Origin of the sequence: Labrys sp. 22185 (genome assembly GCF_052045555.1) — a bacterium.
GTDB lineage: Bacteria > Pseudomonadota > Alphaproteobacteria > Rhizobiales > Labraceae > Labrys > Labrys neptuniae.
Genome location: NZ_JBQEPH010000010.1, coordinates 56,171 through 80,803, shown reverse-complemented (window position 1 = coordinate 80,803; position 24,633 = coordinate 56,171). Strand labels below are relative to the sequence as shown.

General features: G+C 66.4%; 25 protein-coding genes. 11 read left to right on the top strand and 14 right to left on the bottom strand.

What is annotated here, in order from left to right:
- Positions 1-132: 132 nt before the first annotated feature.
- Positions 133-1,014, top strand: coding sequence for an alpha/beta fold hydrolase (locus ACTJKX_RS20095; RefSeq protein WP_440726276.1), 882 nt, complete (start codon positions 133-135; stop codon positions 1,012-1,014).
- A gap of 91 nt (positions 1,015-1,105) precedes the next feature.
- Here ACTJKX_RS20095 and ACTJKX_RS20090 read toward each other — a convergent pair whose 3' ends face one another.
- From ACTJKX_RS20090 to ACTJKX_RS20060, 7 genes are all read right to left on the bottom strand, one after another.
- Positions 1,106-1,807 carry a response regulator transcription factor gene (locus ACTJKX_RS20090; protein WP_367624942.1) on the bottom strand — a complete coding sequence of 234 codons (702 nt, stop codon included), beginning with the start codon at positions 1,805-1,807 and terminating at the stop codon, positions 1,106-1,108.
- A complete protein-coding gene (locus ACTJKX_RS20085) occupies positions 1,804-3,384 on the bottom strand; it encodes an ATP-binding protein (protein ID WP_440726275.1) in 1,581 nt (526 codons plus the stop codon). Before ACTJKX_RS20085 ends, ACTJKX_RS20090 begins: the two co-directional genes overlap by 4 nt.
- A gap of 205 nt (positions 3,385-3,589) precedes the next feature.
- Positions 3,590-3,796, bottom strand: a complete 207-nt coding sequence (locus tag ACTJKX_RS20080) for a hypothetical protein (RefSeq protein WP_440726274.1) — start codon at positions 3,794-3,796, stop codon at positions 3,590-3,592.
- Between the two features lie 145 nt (positions 3,797-3,941).
- Positions 3,942-4,748 carry a formylmethanofuran dehydrogenase subunit C gene (locus ACTJKX_RS20075; protein WP_440726273.1) on the bottom strand — a complete coding sequence of 269 codons (807 nt, stop codon included), beginning with the start codon at positions 4,746-4,748 and terminating at the stop codon, positions 3,942-3,944.
- The gene (gene fhcD, locus ACTJKX_RS20070; RefSeq protein WP_311940520.1) at positions 4,745-5,689 is read right to left on the bottom strand and encodes a formylmethanofuran--tetrahydromethanopterin N-formyltransferase; all 945 of its coding nucleotides are present in this window, start codon (positions 5,687-5,689) and stop codon (positions 4,745-4,747) included. Before fhcD ends, ACTJKX_RS20075 begins: the two co-directional genes overlap by 4 nt.
- Positions 5,677-7,311 (bottom strand): formylmethanofuran dehydrogenase subunit A, encoded by a 1,635-nt coding sequence (locus tag ACTJKX_RS20065; RefSeq protein WP_440726272.1) that lies wholly within the window; start codon positions 7,309-7,311, stop codon positions 5,677-5,679. Before ACTJKX_RS20065 ends, fhcD begins: the two co-directional genes overlap by 13 nt.
- Entirely contained in the window at positions 7,305-8,333 is a 1,029-nt protein-coding gene (locus tag ACTJKX_RS20060) for a formyltransferase (RefSeq protein WP_440726271.1), read from the bottom strand. Before ACTJKX_RS20060 ends, ACTJKX_RS20065 begins: the two co-directional genes overlap by 7 nt.
- A 180-nt stretch (positions 8,334-8,513) precedes the next feature.
- On the opposite strand from ACTJKX_RS20060, the gene ACTJKX_RS20055 reads away from it, so the two are divergent.
- The 7 genes from ACTJKX_RS20055 to fae all read left to right on the top strand — a co-directional run bounded on the left by ACTJKX_RS20055 (position 8,514) and on the right by fae (position 15,049).
- On the top strand, positions 8,514-9,551 hold the full coding sequence (locus tag ACTJKX_RS20055; RefSeq protein ID WP_440726270.1) for a beta-ribofuranosylaminobenzene 5'-phosphate synthase family protein: 1,038 nt from the start codon (positions 8,514-8,516) through the stop codon (positions 9,549-9,551).
- Complete coding sequence (locus tag ACTJKX_RS20050; RefSeq protein WP_394313220.1) at positions 9,551-10,444, top strand: NAD(P)-dependent methylenetetrahydromethanopterin dehydrogenase; 894 nt, start codon at positions 9,551-9,553, stop codon at positions 10,442-10,444. Before ACTJKX_RS20055 ends, ACTJKX_RS20050 begins: the two co-directional genes overlap by 1 nt.
- Entirely contained in the window at positions 10,410-11,564 is a 1,155-nt protein-coding gene (locus ACTJKX_RS20045; RefSeq protein WP_440726269.1) for an ATP-grasp domain-containing protein, read from the top strand. The genes ACTJKX_RS20050 and ACTJKX_RS20045 overlap by 35 nt, the downstream gene beginning before the upstream one ends.
- Entirely contained in the window at positions 11,561-12,535 is a 975-nt protein-coding gene (gene mch / locus ACTJKX_RS20040) for a methenyltetrahydromethanopterin cyclohydrolase (protein WP_311940530.1), read from the top strand. The genes ACTJKX_RS20045 and mch overlap by 4 nt, the downstream gene beginning before the upstream one ends.
- A gap of 94 nt (positions 12,536-12,629) precedes the next feature.
- Positions 12,630-13,541, top strand: coding sequence for an ATP-grasp domain-containing protein (locus ACTJKX_RS20035; RefSeq protein WP_440726268.1), 912 nt, complete (start codon positions 12,630-12,632; stop codon positions 13,539-13,541).
- Positions 13,538-14,386, top strand: coding sequence for a triphosphoribosyl-dephospho-CoA synthase (locus tag ACTJKX_RS20030; protein WP_440726267.1), 849 nt, complete (start codon positions 13,538-13,540; stop codon positions 14,384-14,386). The genes ACTJKX_RS20035 and ACTJKX_RS20030 overlap by 4 nt, the downstream gene beginning before the upstream one ends.
- Positions 14,387-14,542: 156 nt before the next feature.
- Complete coding sequence (fae, locus tag ACTJKX_RS20025; protein WP_311940534.1) at positions 14,543-15,049, top strand: formaldehyde-activating enzyme; 507 nt, start codon at positions 14,543-14,545, stop codon at positions 15,047-15,049.
- Between the two features lie 424 nt (positions 15,050-15,473).
- Here the strand turns inward: fae and ACTJKX_RS20020 are convergent, their stop codons facing one another.
- Entirely contained in the window at positions 15,474-16,196 is a 723-nt protein-coding gene (locus ACTJKX_RS20020; protein ID WP_311940536.1) for a HisA/HisF-related TIM barrel protein, read from the bottom strand.
- Between the two features lie 82 nt (positions 16,197-16,278).
- Between ACTJKX_RS20020 and ACTJKX_RS20015 the strand changes: the two genes are divergently transcribed.
- Positions 16,279-17,367, top strand: a complete 1,089-nt coding sequence (locus ACTJKX_RS20015; protein ID WP_440726266.1) for a hydantoinase/oxoprolinase family protein — start codon at positions 16,279-16,281, stop codon at positions 17,365-17,367.
- A gap of 147 nt (positions 17,368-17,514) precedes the next feature.
- On the opposite strand, the gene ACTJKX_RS20010 is transcribed toward ACTJKX_RS20015, so the two are convergent.
- The 6 genes from ACTJKX_RS20010 to ACTJKX_RS19985 form a co-directional block, all read right to left on the bottom strand.
- Positions 17,515-18,090 carry a DUF447 domain-containing protein gene (locus ACTJKX_RS20010; RefSeq protein ID WP_394313365.1) on the bottom strand — a complete coding sequence of 192 codons (576 nt, stop codon included), beginning with the start codon at positions 18,088-18,090 and terminating at the stop codon, positions 17,515-17,517.
- 234 nt (positions 18,091-18,324) lie between these two features.
- On the bottom strand, positions 18,325-19,725 hold the full coding sequence (locus ACTJKX_RS20005; protein WP_394313215.1) for a DUF6513 domain-containing protein: 1,401 nt from the start codon (positions 19,723-19,725) through the stop codon (positions 18,325-18,327).
- On the bottom strand, positions 19,704-20,261 hold the full coding sequence (locus tag ACTJKX_RS20000; RefSeq protein ID WP_367624930.1) for a flavoprotein: 558 nt from the start codon (positions 20,259-20,261) through the stop codon (positions 19,704-19,706). The genes ACTJKX_RS20005 and ACTJKX_RS20000 overlap by 22 nt, the downstream gene beginning before the upstream one ends.
- Positions 20,258-20,857 carry an amino acid kinase family protein gene (locus tag ACTJKX_RS19995; protein WP_440726265.1) on the bottom strand — a complete coding sequence of 200 codons (600 nt, stop codon included), beginning with the start codon at positions 20,855-20,857 and terminating at the stop codon, positions 20,258-20,260. Before ACTJKX_RS19995 ends, ACTJKX_RS20000 begins: the two co-directional genes overlap by 4 nt.
- A complete protein-coding gene (locus ACTJKX_RS19990) occupies positions 20,854-21,552 on the bottom strand; it encodes a (5-formylfuran-3-yl)methyl phosphate synthase (protein ID WP_440726264.1) in 699 nt (232 codons plus the stop codon). Before ACTJKX_RS19990 ends, ACTJKX_RS19995 begins: the two co-directional genes overlap by 4 nt.
- A 66-nt stretch (positions 21,553-21,618) precedes the next feature.
- A complete protein-coding gene (locus tag ACTJKX_RS19985) occupies positions 21,619-22,101 on the bottom strand; it encodes a DUF2380 domain-containing protein (RefSeq protein WP_440726364.1) in 483 nt (160 codons plus the stop codon).
- 301 nt (positions 22,102-22,402) lie between these two features.
- Between ACTJKX_RS19985 and ACTJKX_RS19980 the strand changes: the two genes are divergently transcribed.
- Positions 22,403-23,614 carry an ABC transporter substrate-binding protein gene (locus tag ACTJKX_RS19980; RefSeq protein WP_440726263.1) on the top strand — a complete coding sequence of 404 codons (1,212 nt, stop codon included), beginning with the start codon at positions 22,403-22,405 and terminating at the stop codon, positions 23,612-23,614.
- A 38-nt stretch (positions 23,615-23,652) separates the two neighbouring features.
- The gene (locus ACTJKX_RS19975) at positions 23,653-24,627 is read left to right on the top strand and encodes a YVTN family beta-propeller repeat protein (protein WP_440726262.1); all 975 of its coding nucleotides are present in this window, start codon (positions 23,653-23,655) and stop codon (positions 24,625-24,627) included.
- Positions 24,628-24,633 lie beyond the last annotated feature (6 nt).

Genomic DNA, 24,633 nt, shown 5'->3' with positions numbered 1-24,633 from the left:
GTGAAAAACCGCTGGAAAGGAGCGGTTGGATTTTTCAGGCTTTGGGCTATTGCCGTCGCGAGGCGATTTGGTACGGTCTGGCCAACCCCGCAGACTCGCTTTTTTGCTCGTCCTTGTCACTGGGAGCGGTGCGTGAAGCTCACCCAGGCCGGCGACCTCGACATCGCCTATCTCGAAATCGGTCCGGCCGACGGCATGGCCGCCATCCTGCTGCATGGCTTTCCCTATGATGTTCATGCCTATGGCGAGGTTGCCGAGCGGCTGGCCGCGGCAGGCCTGCGCTGCATCGTGCCATATCTGCGCGGCTACGGGCCGACGCGGTTCCGTTCGCCACAGACGCCGCGTTCGGGCGAGCAGGCGGCACTTGGTGCCGATCTTCTGGCACTCATGGACGCCCTGTCGATCCCGAAGGCTCTGCTGGGCGGATATGACTGGGGCGGGCGAGCGGCCTGCATCGTCGCGGCCCTCTGGCCGGAACGGGTACGCGGGCTGGTGAGCTGTGGAACCGGCTATAACATCCAGGACATTGCCCGCTCGGGTCTGCCTGCTGCGCCGGAGGATGAGGCGCGCTTTTGGTATCAATATTATTTCAACACCGAGCGTGGCAGGGCCGGACTGGAAACGAACCGACGGGCGCTGTGCCGCTTCATCTGGAAGACATGGTCGCCGCTTTGGGACTTCGACGACGAGACCTTCGAGCAGAGCGCCGCCGCCTTCGACAATCCGGATTTCGTCGACATCGTCATCCACTCCTATCGCCATCGCTATGGCGTGGTGCCCGGCGATTCCGCGCTCGGGGCAATCGAGGCGAGGCTGGCCGGCCAGCCCCGTATCAGCGTGCCGACAATCGTGATGCAGGGCGGTGCCGATGGCGTCGACCCGCCCAAGCCGGACGATCACGACGCTCCGCATTTTAGGGGTGCCTATCGGCGCGCCATCCTGCCGGGCATCGGCCACAACTTCCCGCAGGAGGCGCCCGCCGCCTTCGCCGAGGCGCTGCTCTCGCTCGCCTGATGACGGACCGCCAGTCGGGCCGTCGATTCCAAGAGCGTGCTGCCAGCGGCGAGGCGCTCTGGTTAGCCTCTAATGCTATCCGCCGCTTTTCTCACCGTCCCGAGCGGTTGCCCGCCATGTCGAGCATGAAGCCGCGGCCGCGAACCGTGCCGATCAGCGGGCCACCGACGCGGGTGATGTCGGCGAATTTGGTTCTGAGATAGCCGACATAGACATCGACGACATTGAGCGAGACGCCCCCCTGCGTGGCCCAGAGGCGGTCGAAGATCTCGCCGCGCGAGACGGGATGGTTGGCGCTCTGCATCAGCAGGGCGAGCAATTCAGCCTCCCGCTGCGTCAGGCGCACATGCACGGTGCCGTAATGGGCCTGGCGCGTCTCGTGATCGAGCACGAGGCGCCCGACGATCAGGCGCTCATGTTCATCCGAGGTGCCGGACCGATGCAGGAGGTGGGTGCGAAGCCGCGCCACCAATTCATCGAACTGAAAAGGCTTGACGATGTAGTCGTCCGCGCCGGCGGTGAGGCCGTCGACCCGATCCTGCACTTCGTCCTTGGCGCTGACGAACAGGATCGGTCCCGTATAGCCGGTCTCGCGCAAGGCCCGGCAGACATCGAGCCCCGAACCGTCGGGCAGGATCATGTCCAGCACCACCGCGCAGGGGTTGATGTCCCGGGCAGTGTCGAGGGCCTGGTCCGCCCGTTCCACCGTGGTGACGTCGAATCCCTCGACCTTCAGGCCCCTGCTGAGCATCGAGCCAATGTCGGCATCATCTTCGACGAGCAATACATTCATGATGCAAATCCTGTGTGCGTATTCCCTTCGGCGGCTCGAGGCAGCGTGATCGCCACCCGCGTACCGCGCTCGGTGTTTGGATCCGATGCTATAACGATGCTGCCGTGATGTCGCGCGATAACCCACTGGGCCAAGGCCAGGCCGATGCCGAAGCCTGAAGAGGCAGCGCCGTTGCGGCTGACGAAACGCTCGAACACCTGCTCCCGTGCCTCGGCTGGAATGCCGCAGCCATTGTCGCTGACGAAGATGCCGGCGGCGTCAGGGCTATCTTCCAGGCGCACCTCGATGCGTGTGGCGCCCTTGGCATGGCGGATGGTATTGTCGATCAGCCCCTCGATCACCTGGCGGATCCAATCGCCGTCGGCGACGATGTCGCCGGGCGATTCGGGCAGGACGAGCGCAATTTCGAGCTGGTGGCGCCTGGCCACAGGCGCGTAGCTCTCCACGGTGTCCGCCAGCAGGCGCGCCAGGTCGATGCGGCGGAAATCGAGGGTGATCTCGCCGCTTTCCGAGCGCGCGACGCGCAGCATGTCCTCGACGCGCCGATGCAGGCGGAAGGCGCGCTGACGGATGGTGGTGAAAGTCGTGCGGGTTTCCTCGGGGCTGATCGAGGGCGCTCGCAGGGCGATGTCGCATTCGCCCAGCACGACTGTGAGCGGGGTGCGTAGCTCATGGCTGACATCGGCAAAGAAGCGCCGGCGCGAACGGTCGATGCCGGCCAGCCTCTCATTGGCGGTGGTGAGATCGGCCGTGCGCTCGGCCACGATGCGTTCGAGTGCCGCCCTGTCCAGCGACAATTTATGTTCGCGTCTGGCCAGCGAGGCCGCCATGCGGTTGAAGCGCGCCACCAGCAGGCCGAGTTCGTCGCGTGCCCCGACGGCGAGCCTGGTATCGAGCTTGCCGCGGCCGATGGCGATGGCGGCGTCGTCGATGGCGCTGATCCGGCGCAGCAGCGGCCGGATGATGCGCTGGTGCAGCAGGATCGCGATCAGAATGGCCAGGATCGCCGCGGCGATGGCCGCGATGGTCAGGCGCCGGGAAGTGCGGGCGATGTCCTCACGTGCCAGCTTGACGGCCTGTCGCTCGGCCTCGACCAAGGCGGACAAGCGCGGACCAGCGCTGAGGCCGAAGCCGTTGAGGGCACCGCGGATGGTATCGCCGCGGGCCGCGCTATCCGATTGCTCGAGCCCGGCGGTGATGGACGCGTCCAGGCCGGCGATATCCGCGCGCAGCAGTGCCAGCATGCGCTCCGGCGTCTCGACGCGGCCGGGGATGGTTTCGCCCTGCCAGGGGTCGGCGCCGGCCGCCGTCAGCACGGTGTCGATCTGGTTCTTCAGGGCAGTCAGGCGCAGGCGGCTGGAGGCTGCGGTCTGGGCGCTGTCGATGGCGGCAAAGGCGTAGTCGGTCAGACGTCCGGAGGCTTCGGCCAGCAGGTCGAGCCGGCGCTGCGACACGGTGAGGCGCTCGACCGCGAAATCGGAAGTCCGCACCGCGAACAGCAGGCCGGCCGCCGCCAGCAGGGTCAGCATGGCGGCGCCGGCGATCAGAAAGGAGAGAGAGCCTCGAATCGATCCCATACCGCGACGAACCAGAATTGTTCCGACCATTAGAGTCGGTTGCCGACGCACACTTGCCCAGCTGAGGCGCTGACGCAAGGCTTCGGCTCTCCGAGCCAAGCGCGTTTGGATGGCAACGCTTGTTTGCTCCGGCTTCCCGCTGGCGCGTTCTTGCGCTCCTTGCCGGATGCCGTAAATCGCAAAACGCCCCCGGCAGAGCCTGTTTTCAGATGTCGGTGGAGAGGTTCCGCGTGGTGACGCAGCGCCAGTTGCGTATCTGCCATTGCCGGTGCATGGACTGCCACTGGGCGATCGTTTCCTGCGCATGCAGCAGGCAGGCCATGCTGTCCCGCGTATCCATGGACCAGCTGAGGCGCTCCTCGCGGCAGGAGTCGGGCGCGCTCATCAGGCAGACGGTCAGGAGAATCCACATGGGGTGCCTCTCGCGGTGTCTTTTGGGATATCCTTTGCATGGATGGGCAATGCCAGCCTGTTCCCGTTTGCAGCTCCGATCAAGTTCCACTTGTGGTCTACCTCCCAGGCGGTAGCCGGATGCTCTTGGAGTACGCCCGGCCCGCTCATGCCGCGGGCATCAGGATCTCGCCCTTGCCGAGCGTGGCAAGGTCGCCGGCAAGGCGCTCGGCCTGCTGGGGGATGAGTTCGGCCGATTGGGGCCGGATCCGTTCGACGGTGCGGCGAAGCAATTCGGCAACCACGAGGCGATGCTGGCCGGTTGCGACGAAGCTCGGCAGCAGGGCGCCATGCGATGCAGCGATGATGGTGCCGCGCCGCATGCCATAGCCGGGATTGTCGCCGACTTCCGGGGCTATGATGGTGCCGGCTATCAGGCCCGAGCCCGCATAGTCGCCCGCTCGCCCGCCGACGAGGATCAGCCCTCGCCGCATGCGTTCGCCCAACCTGTCGCCCGCATCGCCCTCGATGACGAGGGTCGCGCCGTCGAGGCCATGCATTGCGCCGTGGATGGCGCCGCCCGCCCGTTCGTCCGCGTGGCCGGCGATACGGACGAGCCCACCCCTTGCCGCACTGGCCGCAAACGGACCGGCATTCCCGGTGACCTCGATCGTGCCGCCGCGCATCGCCTGGCCCAGCCGCTGGCCGACATCGCCGTCCACCACGAGGCGGCCGGATTCCAGCCCAGCGCCCGCGAGGTCGAACCGAGGCGAGCCGCCCTCGAAGCGGATCTCCTCGCGTTTGCCGTCCTCGACCGTGAAGATATCGGCCACGACGACACCGAAGCGCGAAGTGCCGATCGGGAGTCTCTCGATGTCCGAAAGCGACAAAGCACCGATGCGATGCGGTATCAGGCCCGAAAGGTCGAGGCGTTCGGGCGGGGCTTCGCGCAGGCGAAAAGTGAGGGCTCTCATGCCAGCAACTCGCGCAGATGAAAGTGATATTTGCCGAGCTTGCCGCCGTAATTGCCGGCGGTGACACGCAGGAGACCGTGCCGCGGTCCCGCTTCGACGGCCGCGTGGAGACCCTGTCTCATCGAGGCGCGCACGGCCTCGGCCGAAAATCCGTCGATGACGATCTCGAGCACCGCTCCGACCTCGGGCGCCAGGGCCGACCGGGCACGGCCCTTCAATGTCGGGCAGTAGGAATCGTTGGTCGAGGCGATCATGCCCTTGGTGCGCCCGCCGACCTTGGAACCGGAGCGCACGATACCGCCCGGAAAAGGCAGGATCGCATCGGGCACGGCTGCTGCGGCGCGGGCCGCGGCTTCGGCCACCGCCAGGGTGCCGGCCTGGTCGCGGCCTAGAAACAGGAGATTGCCGCCACCGACGGCACCCTCGACCAGGCCGGTATCGTGCTCGCAGACGAACTCGCCATCCATCACCGGCACGCGCCAATAGCGATGGCCTCCGATTCGCTTGGCCGTTTCATAGCCGTCGCCGAAATAGCGGATATTGGCGCCTAGCTTGAGGCGCCGCTTGCCGTCGGAACCGGCATAGCAGGCCGAGCCGGGGCTGGTCAGCACACACTGGCCGACACGACGCGCCAGCTGCTTGCCGAGTCCGTCGGCATCGAAGCCGAATAGGAGGACGCGCAGGCCCGGCCTGCCGTCCGGCGTCTCCTCAGGCGAGAGGCTGCGGTCGATGCCGGCCTCGACGCCGCAGCCGATCACCGACGTGGCAAAGCCCGTCAGACTCGCGGCCGCGATCTCTGCCCAGTGCGGGGTATCGGCCGTCAGCACGATCGCGGTCGCGGCCATGCCGAAGGCCTCGGCGAAAGTATCGTCGATGGCGATGCCGTTGAGCATCAGGTCGGAGCTGGGCGTCAGATCAGAGTTGGGCGTCAGATCAGACATGGCTCGACCTCGAAAACATCTCTTTCGCCAAAGGCCTCCTGGGGCACGGCAAAGCTCTCCAGGCCGGCACCGAAGCGGTCCTCGAGATAGCGGTCGGCATGGCGCGTCATGGCCGGATCGAAGCCAGGCGCCAGGGTCAGGGTGCGGCCGGCTCGCCATCCCAGCGGCTCGCCCTGGCGCAGCACGACCGCTCCGTCCTTCAGGACCAACTCGGCCGAGGCGAACATGGCGGTGCGGTCGGCATCCTCGCGGTAGATGGCCACGTCTGCGCGGGCACCCGGCTTGAGATGGCCGCGATCGGCCAGTCCCAGCAGGCGTGCCGGCGCGGCGCGGGTCATGATCGCGATTTCTGCCAGGGTATATTCACGCTCGATCGCGGCAAGACCGCTGCGCTCGCGCACGATGTCCGGCAGGCTCGCCAAAGTGCGATCCCGTTCCACCTTGTCCATGAGCAGATGGATCAGGCGGGGATAGGCGGTGAACGGACCGCCATTGGGATGGTCGGTCGTCAGCAGCACCCGCCAGGGGTCCGGCGAGAGCAGGAAGAGTTCGAGGCCGATGGCAAATTGCAGCGCGTTGATGCCGGAGTTGCGTCTGTAGCGATAGGGCACGATGCCGCCACCCTCGGCATCGCCGTCCACCAGGATCCACTTGCGTGGCCGGCCGGCCTTGCGGCTGGAGAATTGCCGGAGAATGTCGAGGGAGATCGTGCAGGTCTGGCCGAACACCACCTGGCCGACATCGATGGTTGCGTTGGGGTTCGCCGCCAGGGCTGCGCAGACCTCGGCGGCGGCCGAGACGATCCCGCCGCTCTCGTGCCGGCCATAGCTGTAGAACTGGGCATGGGCGAAATGGACGGGGCGTCCCTCCGCTGCCTTGATGGTCGCGATCAGCGTATCGACGGCACCGGGCAGGCCGAGATTGTTGCAATGGACATGGAGGGGATGCGGCACGCCGATGGCCGTGGTCGCATCGAGCAGGGCCGTGAGGATCTGGCGCGAGGTCAGGCCATAGCTCGGCACCTCGTCGTCGAGCCCGAAGGTGCGGACATTCTGCTTGAACGCCGCTGCCCCGCCGGCATTGATGACCTTCACCCCGAGCCCGCGCGATGTCGCCAGCGTCAAGGCCGTGAGGTCGCGCACCGCCTGGGCGCCTTCCTTGCGCCGGAGCAGGGAGAGCAATTGGTCGTCATTGCCGAGCACGCTGAGCGCGCCGCGGTCGATCAGGGGAATGTCGTCGAGTTCGAGATGCGTCGCCAGGGCGGCACTGGGCGCCAGCGCCGGCTCGATCACCGTGGTATAGCCCATGCGGGTGTAGAGGCGACCGGTCTCGAAACCCGACCAGCGCGCGGTCGAGAAGGGCAGGGCCGGGTCGCCGGCGGTTTCGCTGACATGGAGTTCGGGCAGCAGCAGGCGCGCCAGGGTCACGTTGCCGCCGGCGATATGGGAATGGACGTCGATACCGCCGGCCATCACCACGCAGCCGCGCGCGTCGATCACCGTGTCTGCGACGGCCTGCACCGGCTTTTCGACGATGCGCTCGTCCTGGATCCACAGATCCGCCTTGCCGTCCCGACCGGAGACGGGATCGATGATGCGGCCGCCCGCGATGCGCGTCAGCATGATCCCGGTCCCTTCTCGCCGATTGCGGTGTGAATGGCGTCGAGGATCTCGGCGGCATCGGTGTTTCGAGGAGAAGGGCCGCTCCCGATGGTTGTGAGCGTGCCGCGACGTTCGTCGAAGCAGACGGCCGTACCGGACTCGCCCGGAACGGCGACCTCGATCACGATGCTGGCCTGCGCCTCGTCGGGGCGCCCGGCGAGCACGATGGCGGGAATGCCGGCCGGCGGCGTCTCGCCATGGGCCTGGGCACAGAGCCACAGCGCCGCATCGGCTTCCCCGCTCGCCACCAGGCGGCGAGCGTCGAAGCGCCAGGGATCGTGCTCGGGATAGCCGCGTCCCAGCCCGACACGCGGCGCATCGCCGGTCGTCCAGCTGCCGACCGCCAGGGCCAACCGCGCCGCGGCCGGCACGCCGAGCGGCAGGCTGGAGAAGCGGGTCTCGTCATTAAGGTCCTTGACCAGACCCTGCAGCATGCCGACGGCCGGTTCGCCCAATTCCTGGGGATCGTAGACCGCGCCCCCGAAACGGGCGGCCTTGATCTTGCCGGCAAGGCCGTTGAGTTCTGCCGTTTCCGGGCTTGGCGCCAGTCGGCCGGCCGCGAGGGCGCGCAGCAGCGCAAGCTGCCCGGCGAGGGCGTCAGGGGCCGCTTCCAGTCGGAGGACGTCGCGTTCGGCTACGCCGGCCAGGGGAGCGGGGGCCGCCACGAGCTCGGCAAGCAAGGGGTTGGTGGCGACCCGGCGCCCGACCACCAGCAGCCGGTCGGCGCGGGCACGCGCCTCGGCCCAGGTGGTGGTCATCGCGCCACGGGCGGCAAGGGCGCCGAGATCGGCATAGAGCGCATCCGAGCCCTCGCAGTCGATCGCAGCGCCGATATGGAAGGCAAGCCGGTAGGCTGCGCGCACCGCCGCCACATCGCCGGACAGCCCGCCGACGATGGGCAGGCGCGCCCCGCCCAGCATGCGCGCCGCAGCGGCGATGGCCTCGTGCTGATCAACCGGTTGGCCTTCGATCCAGGCGCGCATCCGTGTGCCGTCTCCTGCCTTTCATTTTCGCTATAGCTAACAACCACCTCAGCGTTCGGCCAAGTACCTCGATGCTCTCTGGCAAATTTATAAGAATAATATGGATTATTTCTAAGAAATCGCTGCGTTGCCAACGATGTTTATTTGTTATGATATTTTCCTATTGGGGAGGCCGCGCCGATGTACCAGCAGAAGGGAACGACCTTACCCGGATTCGAGTCCGCCTCCCTGGCAAGTCCCGCTTCGATCCGGGTGAGGGCGAGTGCGCGCCTGCATCTCGGTTTTCTCGATCTCCATGGCGGTCTCGGTCGCCGTTTCGGCAGCCTGGGGCTGGCCGTGAGCAGCCCTGCCGTGGATCTCGTCGTATCGGATGCGGAACGCCTGATCGCCGAGGGGGAGGAAGCCGAACGCGTGCTGCGCTATGCGGAAGCGGCGGCACACCATCTCCAGGTCGAGCCCCGCGGCCATTTTCGGCTGCGGCGCAGCATCATGCCCCATGCCGGCCTTGGCTCTGGGACGCAGATCGCCCTGGCGGTCGCGGCGGGCCTTGCCAGACTGCGGGGGCGGCCCTTTCAGGCGCGCGACGCCGCAGAGGCGCTCGACAGGGGCAATCGTTCTTCCGCCGGCCTGGCCGCGTTCGAAAAAGGCGGCCTGGTTCTCGATGGCGGACGCGGCGAGGATGATCGCGCCCCTCCGATTCTGGCTCGCCTGCCCTTTCCCGAGGATTGGCGGGTGCTGCTGGTCTTCGACACCTCATCCCACGGCCTGCATGGCGAGGCCGAGGTCAGCGCCTTCCGGCAGTTGCAGCCCTTTCCCGAGGCGGCCGCAGCACATCTGTGCCGTCTTGCCCTGATGCGCATCCTGCCGGCCGCGGCCGGCAGGGATGTCGAGGCTTTCGGTGCCGGCGTGGCCGAGCTGCAGCGCGTGGTGGGTGATCACTTTGCGTCGGCGCAGGGCGGTCGCTTCACCAGTCCGATCGTCACCAAGGTGCTGGCCGCCTGCGAGCAGCGGGGTTTTGGCGGCATCGGGCAAAGTTCCTGGGGCCCCACCGGTTTCGTGATTGTCGGTTCTGACAGCGAGGCACGCCGGCTGGTCGCCGAACTGAAGGCCGACGGGTTGCCGCCAGGCATTCGCCTGGAGGTCGTCCGCGGACGCAACCAGGGTGCTCAGGTGCGGATCAACCGTGACCATGCGCTCAAGAGGAGGCTCGCGTTCTGATGGCCCGATCGATCCTGCATATGCTCTCGCCGCTCAAGCATATGAGTCCCTTCGACGTCAACATGGCGGTCGATGCCGGTTTCGATGTCGTCATTCCCTATACGGGTGTGACGTTGGAGGAAATCCGGCCGCTGGTGCAGGACGCCATCTTCTCGCGGGCGCCGGGCGATGGCAGCCGCACCTCGATCTTCATCGGAGGCAAGAACGGCGGCCTTGCGCTCGACATGCTCGATGCCGCACAGAAGGCCTTCGTGCCGCCTTTCGCCCTCAATCTGTTCACCGATCCGGCCGGCTCCTTCACCACGGGCGCGGCCATGGTCGCCAAGGTCAGAGCCGTGCTGAGGGACAAGCATGGCGGCGAACTGGCCGGCCGCAAGGTCGTGATCTTCGGCGGCACCGGTGTCGTCGCCTATTGCGCCGGCGTACTGGTTGCGCTCGAGGGCAGCCACGCCGTGCTGGCGGGCCATGACGGCACCAAGCGAGTGAGCGACATTGCCGCCGGCATCAAGCAGCGCTTCGGCGTCGATATCGGGTATGCCGATGGCAGCACGCCCGAGGCACGCCGGGCGGCGGTCGCCGGTGCCGAAATCGTCCTGTCCAGCGGGCCCGCCGGTGTGAACATCCTTTCCGCGGCCGATCTCGAGTCCGTGCCGGGCCTGCTGGTCGCCGCCGATGTCAACGCCGTCCCGCCGGCAGGGGTGGAGGGCGTCGGCGTGATGGCCAATGGCGAGCCTTTTGGACATGGCAAGGCGCTGGCGGTCGGTGCGCTTGCGATCGGAAACGTCAAATACAAGACCGAACTCGGCCTGTTCCGTCGCCTTCTGGCAACCGAGAAGCCGATCAGCCTGGATTTTCGCGATGCGTACAAGCTTGCCCTCGAGATCGCAGGGTGAGGGCGCCAGCGTCCTGATCGCCGCCCAGTCGGGCCGCGGCCTTGCCGCTGCAGCCAGGCGCGCGGGGTACAGGCCGCTGGTCGTCGACCTCTTCGGTGACAGCGATACCAGAGCCCTGGCCGCGGGCTATCGCCAGGTCAAGGGTCGGTTCGGCGTGGGTGTCGCCGGCCTTGCCGTCCTCGACGCGTTGGACCAATTGGCGCTTGCCAGTGCCGGGCCGCCTCTCGGCGTCGTTCTCGGCAGCGGCTTTGAAGCCAGCCCCGCCTTGATCCAGGCCATCGATGAGCGCTTCGGCCTGATCGGTGCCAGTGCCGACACGGTGGCCAGCCTGAAGAATCCGATAGGCTTTGCGCGCCTGCTGGCGGAACTCGGCATCGGCCACCCACAGGTCCGGCTGGAGCCGGTCGCCTCGTCCTCGGGCTGGCTGTCCAAGCGTCGCGGCGGTTCGGGCGGAAGTCATATCCGCAAGGCCCGCCCCAACAGGGTGGTGCGCGGGAGCTATCTGCAGCGGGCGGTCGAGGGGGAGCCGGTTTCCGTCGCCTTCCTCGCCGATGGCCACCGGGCTCAGATGATCGCCCGCACGCGTCAATGGGTTTCGCCCGGCCGGGGGGCGGCATGGCGCTATGGCGGCGCCATCGAGCCGGGCGGGCCGCTTGCGATCGATCCTGAGATTGAGATGGCGATCGGCCGGATCGTGGCGGCCACCCGGTTGCGAGGCCTCGCCAGCGCCGACCTGATGGTGACGCCGGATCGCTGGTGGCTGCTGGAGATCAATCCGCGGCTGGGCGCAACGCTCGATTGCCTCGACCGGCGGAAGACGCCGCTGTTCGAGCGCCATTGCCGTGCAAGCCGAGGCGAATTGGGCGCGTTCGAGGCCCCCCCGGAGGCGGCCGCCGGCACCATGATCGTCTATGCCGACAGGCCTGTCGCCAGGGTGCCCGACATCGCATGGCCGGCTTTCGTGGCGGACCGGCCGGAGCGCGCCAGCGCGATCAAGGCCGGGGCGCCGATCTGCACCGTCGCCGCCACAGGCAGGGAAGCTGTTGAGGTTCGACGTCTGCTCGACCAGCGTGGTGCGGACATCATCCGTCTCGTTCAAGAGGAGAGAATTCCCGCGTGACGATTTTTCTGCAGCCCCCAAGCGTCAATGCCCTGGCCAGACCGTTGGTCGACAGCCTCGTCGCCGATGCGGCGGGCCTGCGGCTGACCGTCAGCGCGGGCCCGGGCGGATGTCGCTTCATCGATGCCGGTGCCGGCGTTCCCGGCTCCATCGAAGCGGGCCGCCGGGTTGCTGAGATCTGCCTGGCGGGGCTCGGCCGTGTATCGATCGCGCCCACGGGGCCGGTGGAGCGCTGGCCCTTCTCCGTCAATGTGCAGACGACCAATCCCGTCCTGGCGTGTCTCGGTTGCCAATATGCCGGCTGGAGCCTGCGCGCCGGGAGCGGCAAGGAGGCCTATTTCGCGCTTGGCTCGGGGCCGGGACGCGCTGCCGCGCGGGTGGAGCCTCTCTTCGTGGAACTGGGCTACAGCGACGAGGCCGACAGTGCCGTCCTGATCCTGGAAACCGCCTCGCCGCCACCGGAGACCGTGGTGCGCAACGTCGCGGAAGCGACGCGGTTGGCGCCCGAAGCCCTCACCTTCATCTATGCGCCGACCCAGAGCCTGGCCGGGGCGACCCAGGTCGTCAGCCGCGTGCTCGAGGTCGCGTTGCACAAGGCGCACAGCCTCGGTTTTCCGCTTGCCGACATCGTCGATGGCTTGGGCACGGCGCCTTTGGCGCCGCCGACGCCGGATTTCGTACGCGCCATGGGCCGCACCAACGATGCGATCATCTATGGCGGGCGTGTCCACCTGTTCGTGGCCGGCACCGCCCAGGCCGCCAAATCGCTGGCTGAAGCCCTGCCGAGTCCCACCTCCCGCGACCACGGCAAGCCCTTCGCCGAGATTTTCAGCCGTTTCAAGGGAGACTTCTATGCCATCGATCCGCATCTGTTCAGCCCGGCGGAGGTCATCGTCACCGCACTCGAGAACGGCGAGACCTTCCGCGGCGGCCATCTGATGCCGGACCTGGTGGATGCCTCCTTCTCGTAGCATCGAACGCCTAGCTCACAGGACCCCAACCTCGCAGGAACCCTTGGTAGGACATCTCGAATTGAACCCGGTCGAACACCCTGTGGGACGCGGATTGCGCATCGGTCTCGCAGCCGACAATGGCGAATGGCATCGCAGGCGCCTGCTTGGCGCCCTGCGCGCCTGCGGCATCGAGCCGGTGCTGTTTTCCCTGGCTGATGTGGCCATGGTCACCGGCGGGGGCGAGCCGCTGCGCATTCCCGGCTTCGAGGGAGAATTGCCGGATGGGGTGCTGCTGCGCACCATATCGGGGGGCACCTTCGAGGCGACCACCCTGCGGCTCGGCGTGCTGCATGCCCTGGTCGCCACGGGCGTGGTGGTGTGGAACGACCCCCGCGCCATCGAGCGCTGCGTCGACAAATCGATGACCAGCCTGCTGATCGCCAGGGCCGGCCTGCCGACGCCGGATACCTTCGTGGTGTCGAGCCGGGAGGCGGCGGTGGACATCGTGCGGCGCGAGGCCAAGCCGGGCGTGCCGTTGGTTCTCAAGCCCCTGTTCGGCTCCCAGGGCGAGGGCCTGCGCCTGATCGGCATACCGGACGATCTTCCCCAACTCGAGGAGGTGGCGCGGGTCTATTACCTGCAGCGTTTCGTGCGCCGGAACGTCGAGGGCTGGCGGGACTATCGCGTCTTCGTCTGCGACGGCCGCGTGGTGGCAGCCATGGCGCGAGAGGGCGATGGCTGGATCACCAATGTCCACCAGGGAGGGCGCCCATCGCCCTGGCGGATGCCGGAGGAGGCTGCGGACCTTGCCTTGAGGGCGGCGCAGGCAGTCGACGTATCCTATTGCGGGGTCGACCTCATCGAGGATGATCGCGGCCGCTTCCTGCTCCTCGAGGTCAACAGCATGCCGTCCTGGTCCGGCCTGCAGAGCATCGTCGACGTCGATATCAGCGAGGCCGTCGTCCGTGCCTTCCTGAAGGCCGTCTACGCCGCCCACCGTCCGGCAATGGTGGCCGTGTCATGAACTATCACCGCCCCAGCCTCGATCTTGCCGGTGCCTATCGGGACGCCTGCCTCGCCGAACTCCAGGCCCTGAAGCCCGGCAATGTGCATGTCTTCGCCGATATCGGCGAGACCAAGGTCGCCGATTTCGAGGCGAGCGCGGTGGCCTCCGCACCCTGGATCGGTCAACCGGGCGCCAGTGTCGGGGCTCGTATCCTCGCTGCCATCCGGGCGACGCGCGAGGCCATAGGCTGGAACACCAATCTGGGTATCGTGCTGCTTTGTGCGCCGCTTGCTGCGGCCGCCGAGGCGGGGGGAGACTTGCGTGCGGCGCTTGCCTCGATCTTGTCGGGACTCGACAGGATCGATGCGCGCGATGCTTTCGATGCGATCCGCCTGGCTTCGCCCGGCGGGCTGGGAAGCGCCGATCGCCACGACGTCCACGAAGCGCCGACCGTGACCTTGCGCGAAGCGATGGGTGAAGCCGCCGGGCGCGACCGCATTGCCCGGGCCTATCTCACCGATTTCGAGGATGTCTTCGAGACGGGCCTGCCGGCGCTCCGGCAGGCACAAGCGGCGGGCCTCGACGAGCCTTGGTGTACCACGTCGGTGCACATGGCGTTCCTGTCGCGTTTTGCCGATACGCATATCGAGCGCCGCCGCGGCCGCGAGCAGGCCGAAGCCGTGCGGGAGCGCGCTGCCGAAATCATCGAGGCGGGTCCACCAGGTCCCGCCTCGCTCGCAACCTTGCTGGCATTCGATGCCGAACTGAAGAAAGGAGATCTCAACCCCGGTACTTCCGCCGACTTCACCGTGGCGACATTGTTTGCCGCCGCGATCATGCGCCTTCCGGCCGCGGGCACCTGAACGGATGCTTGCTGGTGACGGAATGCGCGATTACGCTCATAAAGCTATCTGGCCAACCGGTTCGGCGCCGTGTCGAACGCTGCAAACAAGGATAGATGGCTCGGCCGCCGCTCCAAGGGATCGGGGCCTTTGTTCTCGCAGGGAGGACTATCGAATATGGCAAAGATCAACAAGGTTTTGATCGGCGAATCCCTTGTCGGCGACGGCAATGAAGTCGCTCATATCGACCTGATCATGGGTCCTCGCGGCTCGGCCGCGGAGACGGCGTTCTGCAACGCCCTCACCAACAACAAGGACGGCTTCACCTCGCTTCTGGCGGTGATCGCCCCAAACCTGCAATGCAAGCCCAACACCTTGCTGTTCAACAAGGTGACGATCAAGGGCGCCAAGCAAGCGGTGCAGATGTTCGGTCCGGCCCAGCACGCCGTGGCGCGGGCGGTGCAGGACAGCGTCGCCGACGGTACCATTCCCGCCGACGAGGCCGACGACATCTTCATCAGCGTGGGCGTCTTCATCCACTGGCTGGCGGACGACGACGCCAAGATCCAGAAATACAACTACGAAGCGACCAAGCAGGCGATCGAACGCGCTGTCAATGGCTGGCCGAGCGCGGCCGAGGCCACCAGCAAGCGCGAGCAGGTCAAGCACCCCTTCGCCGCATAGATCGGGGACAGCCCTGGGCAGGAGCCGCCTGCTGCACCCATGCCTGCAGGCCTGCTTCAGCGGCTGGCCGCCATCTTTCTCGGACGCTGAAACTTCGCCGGAGGAACCCAGTTTCTCCGGCGAAACCTAGATCGTCGTTGTTTCGCTGCGCGTAACCGCTCACCTCTGTCGGCGAGGTCCAGCCGCCCCTCACCGTACCCCTCCCCGTAAGAACGGGGCGAGGGGGCACAAGTGTTGCGATTTGTCCCAAAACCTCTCATCTCGCCCAACGGGTTGCGCGAGATGAGGCGCTTTCAGTCAAAAGTGCTCGGTCGAAGTCTCCTCGCCCCGTTCTTACGGGGAGAGGTACGGTGAGGGGCCGCACCACGGTGAGCGATATCGCTGTGCTCGCAATGACGGGTCACCTATGATGCCGGTTGGTTTTTTACAGGCGCCCGTCATGCAGGGCAGAAGCGACGAGAATGCCGGAGACGCCGATTTCGGCGAGGGCGGCAAGATCGCCCTTGTCCCGCAGGCCACCGGCGGCATAGAGCCTGCAACGGGCCGGAGCCTGCCGACGAAGCGTGGACAGCCTTTCGAGATCAGGGCCGCTGCCCATGCCCACGCGCCCCAGCGTCATGACGATCACCCGTTCCGGCCAGATCGAGGGCGTGGCGAGGATCGCGTCCGGGCCGACATAGTCGTCGCCGCGAAAATCCAGCGACAGTACGGCTTGACCGGCAAGGTCCCGCACGAGCCTGTCGTCGCTCTGGCTCTCCGAGCCGAGCACCGGTAGGCCGAGCCCTTCCTCCAGGAAGGCTTCCGCTTGCGAGCGGGTGGCAATGCCGGCATCGACCCACAGGCGTACCGCCGGAAAGGCGGCGGCGAGACGCCGGAGACTTGTGGTATCGCGCCCGCGTCCCTCGATACCATCGAGATCGGCGACGTAGAGTTGGGGGGACGGGGCGACCTTGAGCAGGCCGGTGGCGACGTCGACCGGATCAGCCGTGGGGCTGAGCGGCGTGACGATCGGCTGGTAATGAGCCCGGTCTCCGGCCTTGGCCCGCACCACCGATCCGTGGCGGAGATCGATGACCGGCACGATCTCGACGCCGCGGCTTGCGCCCGGAGCGGCATGGGCTTTGTCCTGTCGATCCGGTGCGGGCATGATGACGACTCGAAAGCGGCGTTGCCCCTTTGTGGCACGGCGCCTTGAATGGTGGAAGCAACAGGCCGTGAAAGTGATCGGTATGGATTCGACTGCGTATGATGATCCGGGGCTCGCCACGAACGACCTGGTGCTGGGCTGGGATCTCGGGGGCGTGCATGTCAAGGTTGCCGCCGTGGCACAGGGCCGGCTCAAGGCGGTGAGGCAGGAACCCTACCAGATCAGGCAGGGGCTTGCAGTGCTCGACGGAGCCTTCGCCGCCCTGCCGGCCTGGGCGCGCGAGGCGCGCCACCATGCGGTGACCATGACCGGTGAGCTCAGCGCTCTGTTCGACGATCGCGCCGCCGGCGTCGCGGCGCTGACCGACTGGGCCACCCGGCATTGCCAGGGCGAGATCGCCATCTATGGCGGACGGGCGGGTTTCCTGCCCCCCCATCGCGCGGCTGCCCATGCAGTGGATGTCGCCTCGGCCAACTGGCATGCGACCGCGGCTTTCGTCGCATCCCGCCTGCCGAATGCCCTGCTGGTCGACATCGGCTCCACCACCTCCGATCTCATCCCGATCGAGGAAGGCAGGATCACGGGCGTCGGCTACACGGATGCTGAAAGACTGGCATCGGGCGAACTCGTCTATGCCGGCGTCGTGCGCACGCCTTTGATGTCGCTCGCCGAAAGACTGCCCTTCCAGGGGCAGGACGTCACGCTGGTCGCCGAGCATTTCGCCACCATTGCCGATGTCCATCGCCTGCTCGGCACCTTGCCCGAGGAGGCCGACCAGCACGACACGGCCGATGGCCGCGACAAGAGCCTTGCCTCCACGCGGACAAGGCTCGCACGCGTCGTCGGCCAGGACGCGGGCGACGCGCCCGATCATGTCTGGAACGAGCTGGCGACTCATTTCGCCGAACTGCAACTGCGCCGCCTGCACGATGCCGCCGCACGCATCCTGTCGCGCCGCAAAGGCACGGCGCGCCCGCCGGTGGTGGGCTGCGGCGTCGGCCGCTTCGTGGTGCAGGCGTTGGCGGCCCGCATAGGCCTCACCTATCACGATCTTGCCGATCTGGTGCCGAGCGCCGAGGGGGCGGAGAGCTACTGGGCCTCCTCCTGCGCGCCGGCAGTGTCGCTCGCACTGCTCGCGGCCGATCGGGTTTCGGATGCAGCTCGGGGCTGAAGCACGTTGTCATCCCCGGCGAGCCACATCGTGGCGAGGGAAGGAGATCCAGGGGCCATAATTGGAGTTTTTCAGCCCCTGGATTCTCTTCCCCTCGCTATGCTCGGCCGGGAATGACAGAACTGTTTTGGGTCCGGAGGACGCGTCTCAGCCGGATGAGACAGCCGGTGTCGGCCCGGCCAGGATCTTTTCCTCGATCCACCGCCAGGCTTCCAGCTCCGCCTCGCCGGCCGTCTTGCCGATGGCGATGCCGAGGTAATCCATCTCGGTGCGGATCTTGTCGGAACTGAGCATGTGCAGCCTCGTCGACAGGATGGCCGCTTCCAGCACGGCCGCCTGGGCGCGATTATAGCCGAGGAAGGGCTGATGCAGGCCCCGATATACGACGCGGCAGCGAAAACGGGGCCTGGCCTCGTCGGGAACCACGGCTTCGACCGCAAGCTCCATATGGGCGAAGGCCTCGGCCAGCCTGACGCCCTCGATCCGCTCGCACGGGAGGGTCGCCCAGCCGCGCCGCCCGGTGACACAGCCGGCGATCACCCTGACGTCGACCGGGGCCGCGGCGGCAAGGAAGGGATGGCGTTCCAGATTGGCGATGGTCGGCGAGGGGCGGAAGGGTGCGACCACATAGTGCTCGCCTTCCTCGATCAGGCCGAAGGGCACCAGATGGGCGCTGCCGTCGGCATTGAGCGTGGTGACGATGGTTTCGAGAATGCGCGGCATCATTCGTTCCTCTACGCGACAACCCACCTTCGTGGCGCGCCAATTCTTTACCCTCCCCTGGAGGGGTCGACCATTCCTCTCGGAATGGTCTGGGGTCGACACGAAGTGTCGGGGTGGGGTGAGAAACGCAGCGCTTGCCGAAGAAAACCGCATATTCCTACGAGAAAGTCACCCCACCCCGGCCTTGTCAGGCCGACCCTCCCCCTCCAGGGGAGGGTAGAGAATCGGCTCTCCTCATTTTTTTGTTTCCTTGCGGCCGGCCAGCGTATGGCCGGGCGCCTTGAAGCCGGTGGCGTCTTCGCTTGGCCTGTCCGCGGCGCAGCCGAAATCGAGCGGCTCATCCTGGGCATAGCGCTTGCCGAGTCGCCAGGCGGTCTCCGCCTTGGCCAGTTCCGTGCCGAGATAGAAGGCATGGGCGGCATCGCCGGCGACATCGAGCTCGGGATAGAAGGCCAGGGCATCCGTGCCGCGGGCATGGATGGCGCGATTATAGGCGTGGATGCCGTCATCGCTGACCTCGATGCGGAAATTGGCATCGCGCACTGCCTGCGCATTCTGCTCCACCTGTTCCGGCGAACTCACCACCGGCCGCTTGTCATGGAGAGCGAGCAGGGCCGAGCCATAGCCTTTGGGCAGGGAGCCATCGGCCTTGGCTGCGAACATCAGCCGGCGCGCGGCGTCGTGCTCCTGCAGCGTGCGGCGGGTGTGGGCGCTGACCTGCACCACCAGCACCTGGCGGATGGCGAGTTCCGAACAGATCCCCATCAAGAGGGTGGTGAGGCCCAGGCTGTCGGCTTCGGTCAGCTCCGTAAGATTGCCGGTTCCCATCAATATTTCGGCCTGCGGTTTCAGGCGCCGGAACTCGACATAGCGTGCGAGCGAGGCGGCAAAGCCGAAATGGATGGGATCGAGCACGGGATCGGCGATATAGGGTCGGCCCTCCTGCTCCATGCGCTCGACCGCCCGTAGCAGCGAGGCGAGATCGCTGGGCTCGACCGGCACCAGCACCGGGACCGCCTGCGTCCCCAGGGCGAGATCGAGCGTGTATTCGTTGAGGCTCAGCAGGAAATCGGCGCCGGCCTCTGCGCCTCGCCTGAGTTCGGCGGGCGCGGCGCTGTCGACGCTGACCTTGAAGCCGTGATGCTTGAGCAGCCTGATGCTGTCTTCGAGATGCGGGAAGGGCGTGTCGGGCAGTGCGCCGAGGTCGATGACATCGGCGCCCTTGGCAGCCATGGCGCGGGCGCGTTCCAGCACTTGCTCGGGCGAAAGCTGGGAGGCGTCGACGATCTCGGAAAAGATGGTGACGTCGTGGCGCGAGAGATCGGGCGGATGGCCGCCCCGGCCGAGAAAGGCCGGCAGGTCTGCGATCTCGTCGGGGCCGCGCTGCACGGGAATGCCGAAATGGCCGGAAAGGGCTTCGAGGTCGGCCCGGCAACGGCCGGGCAACAAGACGCGCGTGATGCCCTCGGGCAGGGTGACACGCCGGCGGATGATCTCTTCCGTCATCAAAGCGGCGACCTTGACGCCGGCATCCAGGATCAGCCAGTCGAAGGAAACCGGGCCCAGAGCCGTCATCGTGCGTTCGAGCCTCACGCGGCTGAGATGGCCGGTGATCAGGGCGAGATGGTCACGCATTTCAGCCTTTCCAGCACCGCCTGGCGCAGGCTCTCATAGGTCTCGACCACCGTCGTCGCCTCGAATTCCTTGAGCTTTTCGACATTGTCGAGGTCGATCCGCCTTGGATAGACCTTGACCATGCCGGAGGGGGCCTGCGTCTCCATCTCCGGTGCCGTGTCGCAGGCAAACACGATCGAGGGGATGCGGCATTTGCCGGCCTGCGCATAGACATTGGTGGCGAGCGTGTCGGAGATGCCGAACACGCATTTGGCCACGGTGTTCGAGGTCGCCGGCGCCACCACCAGCGTATGGTAGTCGCCGTGATAGAAGGCACCGACCGGGGCGGCGCTGGCCGTGGTGTCCTTGATCAGCCGCGTGCCCTTGGGCAACGCCTCGAACTGCTTGCGATACATGCGGATCACCTCGGCTGCGGCGCGGGTGACGAAGAGGTCGCAATCCCCCACTTCACGAATCAGCTCCAGGCATTCGGTGAAGTAATGCCCGGAGCCGGTGAGGGCCCAGGCCAGGCGTGGTTGTGCAGGACGCCGGCTCATGAGGCCTCGCAGGGAACGGGAAACAGCGCGGCAAGCCTGTCGTCGCTGGAAGGACCCGCTACCACGATGGAACCGGTGAACCGGGCCGCGTAGCGGGGAAAATGGGCGTCGACGATATTGGCCGCCGCCAAGGCGGCGGGGGTCGATTCGGCGGGGACGTCGACAGACTTGACCAGAATGAGCCTGTCGGCCCTCAGTTCGGCCGCCAGCCAGGCCGCCAGGCTGTCCGACGTCACCGCCCAGCTCTCGGCGATATCGGGATGTCCCGCACGCAGTTCGGCGGGATGCCAGATCGGGAGCCTGCCCTCCCCCAGAGCTGTCGTAACGTCAGCCCTGCTTCCCACCGCTGTCAGGCGCGGATGGCGGGTGGCCAGCACTTCGGCCAGGTGCGTCATGGCATCGAGGGCGAGGCGATGGGCGAGGATGTCGTCGAAGGGCATGGCCGCCTGGACCTGGCGCACCGCATCGGCAAAGGGGCCACCGCCGGCGACCAGTACCAGCGGTGTCTCGATTTCGCTGGCGAGCTGTCCGAGCAGCCGCTCGAGGCGGGCCGAGCCGCACAGGCTGCCGCCGATCTTGACCACGGTCAGGCTCATGCAGCCTGCTCGCCGTGCCGGACTGCCTGAAGGCGGCGAGCCGCGCGGCCGATGGCCTGCGGGTCGAGCTGGCCGCGGCGATCGCCGGCCAGGCAGAGCCCGCCGCGGAAACCGAGATAGTCGGGGCCGAGGGCGGCGAGCGGGTCGATGTCCTCGATGCGCAGGGAGCCGGCAAGCCCTGACATCAGGCCGAGCTGGCGACAGCCCGCCACAAAGGAGCCGAGCTGGTCCATCGTCAGCAGGTCGGGCAGGCAGATTCCCCTTTTTTGGCTCGTATCCAGCATGGCACCGACAAAACCGGCTTCATGCAGCGCAGCTGTGAGGGACAGCGGCGGGTTCTCGTCGGCGAACAGGACCGCGATGAAGCGGCCATGCCCGGCAAGCCGCTGGCCGAGTGCGGCGACACTGGCAGGCTGGGCCATCGTCCGGCCGAGGCCGAGCTTGACGAAGGTGACGCCGGTGGTGGCGATCGCCAGGGCACTGTCGGCAAGGCGTTCGACATCGTCGTCGTCGCCGGCAACGGCACTGGTGATGGTGTCCTCGGGCAGGCTGGCCTGAATGCTGCGGATAGCGTCAAGCGGCAGGGCGCCCAGGGCGCCGGCCTCCGGATCCTTGGCATCGATGAGATCGGCCCCCTGCGCAAGGGCTAGCCCAGCTTCGGCGCTGTCGACGACACTGACAAGCAAACGGGTCACGATGCGCTCTTCCTCTTTATGTCCCACAATGCCCTCACGGGCGTTCGGCGGCAACCATGCGATTCTTCACCGCGCCTGCCGCGCCTCTTCCTGCAACTGGCCCAGAACGAAGTCCGTGGCGTGCTGCCAGGCCTCATTCGTGTCGCCGCGGAAGCTGATCTGCCGGAAGAAGATGCGCTTGCCGTCCTTGGCGTCGAAAACGCCAACCCAGATCGCCGAGATCAGGGTGCTGGTCTTGTGCACGGCTCCGGTCAGGATGAAATCCGCACCGGCCTTGCGTGCTTCTCCCAGCAGGCAGTCCTGGTCGTTGCCGGCACAGGCGATGATTCCCGGCGTGGCCGGAACGATTCGGTAGAAGCCGCCTGCCTGCAGCCGGTCGGTCAGGCGGGTCGACATCGCCTTCAGCCGGTCGGCATGGGCTTCCTTCTGGTCGGATGCCTCGCCGGACGTGTCGAGATAGCCGAAGGGCAGGGCGAGCAGGGCCTTACCGGCCTCGCTGGCGCGGGCCGGCACGGGGTGCACAAGGACCGCTGCCAGCAGGACAAGCATTGCCACGCCCGTCTGCCGCAGCTGGCCGCGATGTCTTCCGATCCAATACTTCAGGCTGCGCCGGTGCGTTCCTGCAATCAGGGACATCCATTCAAGCACAGTGGTCCCTTCGCAACTAAGAATATTCTATGAAAGCCTATCAGTTCACGTTCTAGTAAAAATTGCCATGAACATGAAGGCCAGTACAGACTGTATTCGGCTTATAAATTCCTTAGGTATATTAAGTTGACGTTCTTCAATTGCAATGCGTAAGCTTGCTGATGTTCAGGCACGCAGAGGCCTGCGCGTTCGGGAGCGAAATGTGTTACCGGCTGCGAGTTCAAAAAGCCTGTCCAGCCTGATGGCAGCCTTGCTGTGCGCCTTTGTGGCCATGCTGTCCTGCGGCACGGCAAGGGCGGCCGAACCGCTTGAGGTCCGCATCGGGGTCATTACCCACAAGGCACCGCCGCCCGCGCTCTACGAACTCGATCCCACGCCGGAAGACGAGGCCGCGGCCGGTGCGGGGCTTGCCATCGACGACAACAACACCACAGGCCGCTTTTCCGGCCAGCGCTATGTGCTGGATCAGGTCGTGCTGGACAAGGACCAGTCGCCGGTGGAATCGGCTGTCAAATTGGCCGATGCCGGGGCGAAGTTCCTGGTCGTCGCGCTGACGGCGGACGAACTCCTCGCCGTCGCCGATGCCCTCAAGGGACGGCCGGTGGTGGTGTTCAACGCTGCCGCGCAGGACGACCGGCTGCGCGGCGCCGATTGCCGCGCCAATGTGTTCCACGTTCCGCCGAGCCGGGCCATGCTGACGGATGCGCTGGTGCAATATCTGTCGACCAAGCGTTGGATGAAGCTCTTCCTCACCTACGGGCCTACCGCGGCGGACAAGCTCTATGCCGACGCGCTCAAGCAGTCGGCCAAGAAGTTCGGGCTTACCCTCGTCGCCGAGAAGGCCTGGGAATTCGGTCCGCTTGCCCGTGCCCGCAGCGACAGCATCACCCAGTCGGATGCCTTGGTGTTCAGCCGCGGCGTCGACTACGACATCATGCTGGTGGCCGATGAGGAGGCCGATTTCGGCGACTATCTCAGCTATCGCACCTGGGACCCCAAGGTCATCGCCGGCACGCAGGGCCTGATCGCGACCTCCTGGCACCGCGCCCAGGATGCCTGGGGGTCGGCGCAACTGCAGAGCCGCTTCTTCAAGCGGGCCAAGCGGACCATGCGGCCGATCGACTATCAGGCCTGGGTCGCGGTACGTGCGGTGGGGGAAGCCGTGACGCGGACCAAGTCGGCAGATCCGGCGGCGATCTCGACCTTCCTCGTCGATCCGAAATTCCAGCTGGCTGCCTTCAAGGGCGTACCGGTGAACTTCCGGGGCTGGGATCACCAACTGCGCCAGCCGGTACTGATCGCCCAGCCGATGGCGATCGTCTCGGTGTCGCCGCAGCAGGGATATCTGCACCAGCGCAGCGTGCTCGATACGCTCGGTGCCGATCAGCCGGAAAGCCAATGTCATTTGCCGTAAACGCTTCGCGGGAAAGCCCGTTTGGGAGGAGCCGGACCATGCCGTATTTCGTCAAGGCTGTTTTGCTGGGGCTTACGGCGACCTTTCTGGCGGGAACGGCGCAGGCCTATACGGTCTATATCTCCAATGAGAAGGGCAATTCGATCAGCGTGATCGATTCCGAGACCCAGACCGTCAAGCAGACCGTGCCGACCGGCCGTCGCCCGCGCGGCATCACCATATCCAATGACGGCAAGTTCCTCTATCTGTGTGCCAGCGACGACGACGGCGTCGAGGTGATCGACACGGCGACGATGAAGGTGGCGCGCACCCTGCAGTCGGGTCCCGATCCCGAACTCTTCATCCTGCACCCTTCCGGCAACCCCCTCTACATCGCCAATGAGGACGATGCCCAGGTGACGGTGGTCGACGTGCAGCAAAACAAGGTGCTGGCCACCGTGCCCGTCGGCGTCGAGCCGGAGGGCATGGGCATCAGTCCTGACGGCAAGATGCTGGTGAACACCTCCGAGACCACCAACATGGCCCATTTCATCGACACCACCAGCTTCCAGGTGATCGATAGCGTGCTGGTGGATTCACGCCCGCGTTTTGCCGAATTCAACAAGGACAATTCCAAGGTCTGGGTGAGCTCCGAGGTTGGCGGCACCGTCAGCGTGATCGAGCCGGCCACCCGCAAGATCCTCAAGAAGATCGAGTTCCAGATCCCGGGCGTCACCGCCGAGACGATCCAGCCCGTCGGCGTGCGCGTCACCAAGGATGGCAAGACGGCCTTCGTGGCGCTCGGGCCGGCCAACCGCGTCGCGGTGATCAATGGCGAGACCTTGGAGGTCGAGAAATATCTGCTGGTGGGCCAGCGCGTCTGGCAGCTCGCCTTCACGCCGGACGAAAAATATCTCTACGCCACCAACGGCAATTCCAACGACGTGTCGGTGATCGACGTCGCAAGCCAGAAGGTGATCAAGACCATTCCGGTCGGCGAGGCGCCCTGGGGCGTAGTGGTTTCGCCGAACTGACGCGAC